The sequence below is a fragment of the Teichococcus deserti genome (assembly GCF_001982615.1).
GTDB lineage: Bacteria > Pseudomonadota > Alphaproteobacteria > Acetobacterales > Acetobacteraceae > Pseudoroseomonas > Pseudoroseomonas deserti.
In genome coordinates this window covers 1-3,427 of record NZ_MLCO01000488.1, presented here as the reverse complement: position 1 = coordinate 3,427, position 3,427 = coordinate 1, and the positions used below count along the sequence as shown (strand labels likewise).

Genomic DNA, 3,427 nt, shown 5'->3' with positions numbered 1-3,427 from the left:
GCCGCAGCAGGCCGAGCGCCAGCCGGAGCGCCCGGCCCAGCCGCAGCAGCAGCAGGCCGCGGCGCAGCAGGGCCCGGCCCTGCCGATGCCGCCGCCGCCCGCGCCGCCGGCGCCGCCCACGCCCAATCCGGGCCCGCCGAGCACGGCGGCACCCTCGCGCGAGCAGACCACGCGCCCGGGCACCGGCCAGACGCCCGCGACCCCCAACACCGCCGAGCGCAGCCAGTCGGTGCTCTCGACGCTGGAGCGGCTGCGCGCCGCGCAGCAGCAGAACGAGCCGCCGCGCGCCCGTCCCAACCCGGGCGGCGCGCCGGCCGCCGGCGGCGGCGCGCCGTCGGGTGCCGCGCTGCTGACCGCGGGCGAGGTGCGGGGCGTCTCCGAGCGGATCAGCGAATGCTGGTCGGTCGATGCCGGCATGCTCGGACTTGACCAGATCGTGGTCGAGCTGCGGGTGGACATCGATCCCGGCGGCGTCATACGCAACGTCCGCGCCGCCAGTGGCGTTCCTTCCGACCCGCGCGCCCGCGCGGTGTTCGAAAGCGCCCGCCGCGCCCTGCTGGACCAGAAATGCAGCCCATTGCCCGTACCTCGCGAGAAGATCCCGTCGCTGAACTCCGCGATCTTCCGCTTCAACCCGAGGGGCCTTGTCCGATGAACCAGCCTGTCCAGGTCGATGCCAACCTCTCCCGCCGCCTGGCGCTGCTGGGCTTCGGCAGCCTGCTGGGCCTGCCTTCGCTGGCGCGCGCCCAGGCGCCGGCGGCCGGCGGTCCCGCCGCCGGCGGCCAGGTGATCGACATCACCCGCGCCCGCACCGATCCGATCCCGATCGCGCTGCCCGACTTCGCCGGCTCCTCGGGCCCGGCGCAGCAGCTCGGCCAGAACATCACCCGGGTGATCACCAACAACCTGCGCAATTCCGGCCTGTTCCGCCCGGTCGAGCGCGCCGCCTATATCCAGACGCCGGAGGCCGCCGCCGGCGCGCCGCGCTTCCAGGACTGGCGGGTGATCGGCGCCCAGGCGCTGGTGACCGGCCGCGCCGAGCCGCAGGGCGACCGCTCGCGCATCGAGTTCCGCCTCTGGGAAGTGGGCTCGGAGCAGCAGCTGCAGGGCACCGCCTACACGGCGAACGCCGCCAACTGGCGGCAGATCGCCCATGTCATCTCCGACGTGATCTATGAGCGGATGCTGGGCGAGAAGGGCTATTTCGACACCCGCATCGTCTATATCGCCGAGAGCGGCCCGCGCGACCGCCGCACCCGCCGGCTGGCGATCATGGACCAGGACGGCGAGAACCACCGCTTCCTGACCGATGGCAGCTTCCAGGCGCTGACGCCGCGCTTCCATCCGAATGCGCGCCAGATCGCCTTCATGTCCTACAACAACAACCAGCCGCGGGTTTACCTGTTCAACCTGGACAGCGGCCGGCAGGAAGTGCTGGGCAATTTCTCGGGCATGACGCTCAGCCCGCGCTTTGCGCCGGACGGGCGCAGCGTCGTGCTGTCCTCGGTGCGCGGCGGCGACGCCAACATCTACGTCGTCGACCTGGCCTCGCGGCGCGAACGGCAGCTGACCTCCGGCGGCGGGCTGGACGTGTCGCCCTGCTATTCGCCGGACGGCACCCAGATCGTCTTCAATTCCGACCGCGGCGGCGACCAGCAGCTCTATGTCATGGATGCCGGCGGCGGCGGCGCGCGCCGGATTTCCTTCGGCAACGGCCGCTACGCCACCCCGGTCTGGTCGCCGCGCGGCGACCTGATCGCCTTCACCCGCATCTCCGGCGGCCGCTTCGGCATCGGCGTGATGCGGCCCGACGGCTCGGGCGAGCGCATCCTCTCCGAGGGCTGGGCGATGGAAAGCCCGACCTTCGCGCCGAACGGCCGGGTGCTGGCCTTCTACCGCGAGAGCCAGGCGCGCGACACGCGCGGCGGCGGCTATTCGGCGCGGATGGCGATGATCGACATCGCCGGCTTCAACGAGCGCCAGATCGTCACGCCCACCGACGCGACCGATCCGAGCTGGTCGCCGCTGCTGTCGTCGTAAGCGCACGAGACGAGATCCCGCCCCCCGCCATGCTGCCGGCGGGAGGGCGGAAGGTCGCGCTGCAGCAATGCGGGCCGGTGATCGGCGAAACTTTGGCGGCGCTCGAAAATTCCCTTCGTCGCTCAGCCTTGCCTTAACCTATTCTTGCAACGACGCGTGCCAGGAGCCTTGCGCAGCGCGAGGGGCAACCATTCCGGCCGTGACGGATTGTCTGCCTTGAACGCGCCCCAATCGCAGCGTAACCGCGGCCGTAATTCGACCTTCGATGATGGGAATCGAAAGATGCAGATGAAGCTCCTCGGCGCTCTCGCCGCCGCCGCCCTGCTCGCCGCCTGCGCGAGCGAGGACAATTCCGGCGCCGCCACCGGCGCGGGCGCCGCGGCCGGCGGTTCGGGCCTGGCCTCCGGCGCCGTGCGCCCTGGCAGCCAGGAAGACCTGGTCGCCAATGTCGGCGACCGCGTCTTCTTCGACACCGACAGCTCCTCGGTCCGTGGCGACCAGCGTGCCACCCTGGAGCGCCAGGCCGGCTGGCTGGCCCAGTACCCGCAGGTCCAGGTCGTGGTCGAAGGCCATGCCGACGAGCGCGGCACCCGCGAGTACAACCTGGCCCTCGGCCAGCGCCGCGGCAACTCGGCCCGCGACGGGCTGGTGGCGCTCGGCGTCTCCTCCGCCCGCGTCAGCGTGATCTCCTACGGCAAGGACCGTCCGGCCGCGCTGGGCTCGACCCCGGACGCCTGGGCGCAGAACCGCCGCGCCGTCACCGTCGTCCGCTGATCGGACGGCCGGCCCGGCGTTGTTGACGCTGGGCTGAACGGCTGGGAAAAAGCGGCGGTCTCCGCGTGAGCGGGGACCGCCGTTTTCGTTGTCCCCGCCGTCTTCGTCGCCCCGCAGTGATCTCTCCCGGCGCCGCCCCGGATCGCCGTCCCGGAAGGATATGGCCATGCTCCGCAAGCTCCTGCTCCTCGCGCCGCTGCTGCTGCCGCTGGCCGCCCACCCCGCCGCCGCGCAGATGGAAAGCCGCGAAGGCATCGCCCTGCAGAACCAGATCCTGCAGCTCCGCCAGGAGCTCGACCAGGTGCGTCGCTCGGGCGGCGGCGGCGGCTATCCGGCGCCCGTGCCGGTGGCGCCGCCCAGCCGCGGCGGCGCGCCGGCCGGCTCGCCCGAGCTGATGAGCCAGCTGCTCGACCGCATCAGCCAGCTCGAGGACGAGACGCGGCGGCTGCGCGGCCAGGCGCAGGAAACCGAGTACCGCAACCGCACCCTGCAGCAGGCGGTCGAGAAGCTGCAGGGCGACATGGACTACCGGCTGCAGCAGCTGGAGCAGGGGGGTGGCGCCGGCGGCCGTCCCGCCGCGCCCGCCGCCGCGCCGCGCCAGCGCAGCGAGGCA

At 72.7% G+C, this 3,427-nt stretch carries 4 protein-coding genes; all 4 read left to right on the top strand.

The window, feature by feature from the left end; genetic code table 11:
• The coding region (locus tag BKE38_RS32625) for a hypothetical protein (RefSeq protein ID WP_076960637.1) at positions 1 to 655 on the top strand (655 nt) is incomplete at its 5' end.
• Positions 652 to 2,040: a Tol-Pal system beta propeller repeat protein TolB gene (tolB, locus tag BKE38_RS29375; RefSeq protein ID WP_076960636.1), complete on the top strand. Its 1,389-nt coding sequence runs from the start codon at positions 652 to 654 to the stop codon at positions 2,038 to 2,040. The genes BKE38_RS32625 and tolB, both read left to right, overlap by 4 nt.
• A 282-nt stretch (positions 2,041 to 2,322) precedes the next feature.
• Positions 2,323 to 2,814, top strand: coding sequence for a peptidoglycan-associated lipoprotein Pal (gene pal, locus BKE38_RS29370; protein WP_076960635.1), 492 nt, complete (start codon positions 2,323 to 2,325; stop codon positions 2,812 to 2,814).
• 166 nt (positions 2,815 to 2,980) lie between these two features.
• A partial coding sequence (locus tag BKE38_RS29365; RefSeq protein ID WP_278247661.1) for a YbgF trimerization domain-containing protein occupies positions 2,981 to 3,427 on the top strand: 447 nt, incomplete at its 3' end.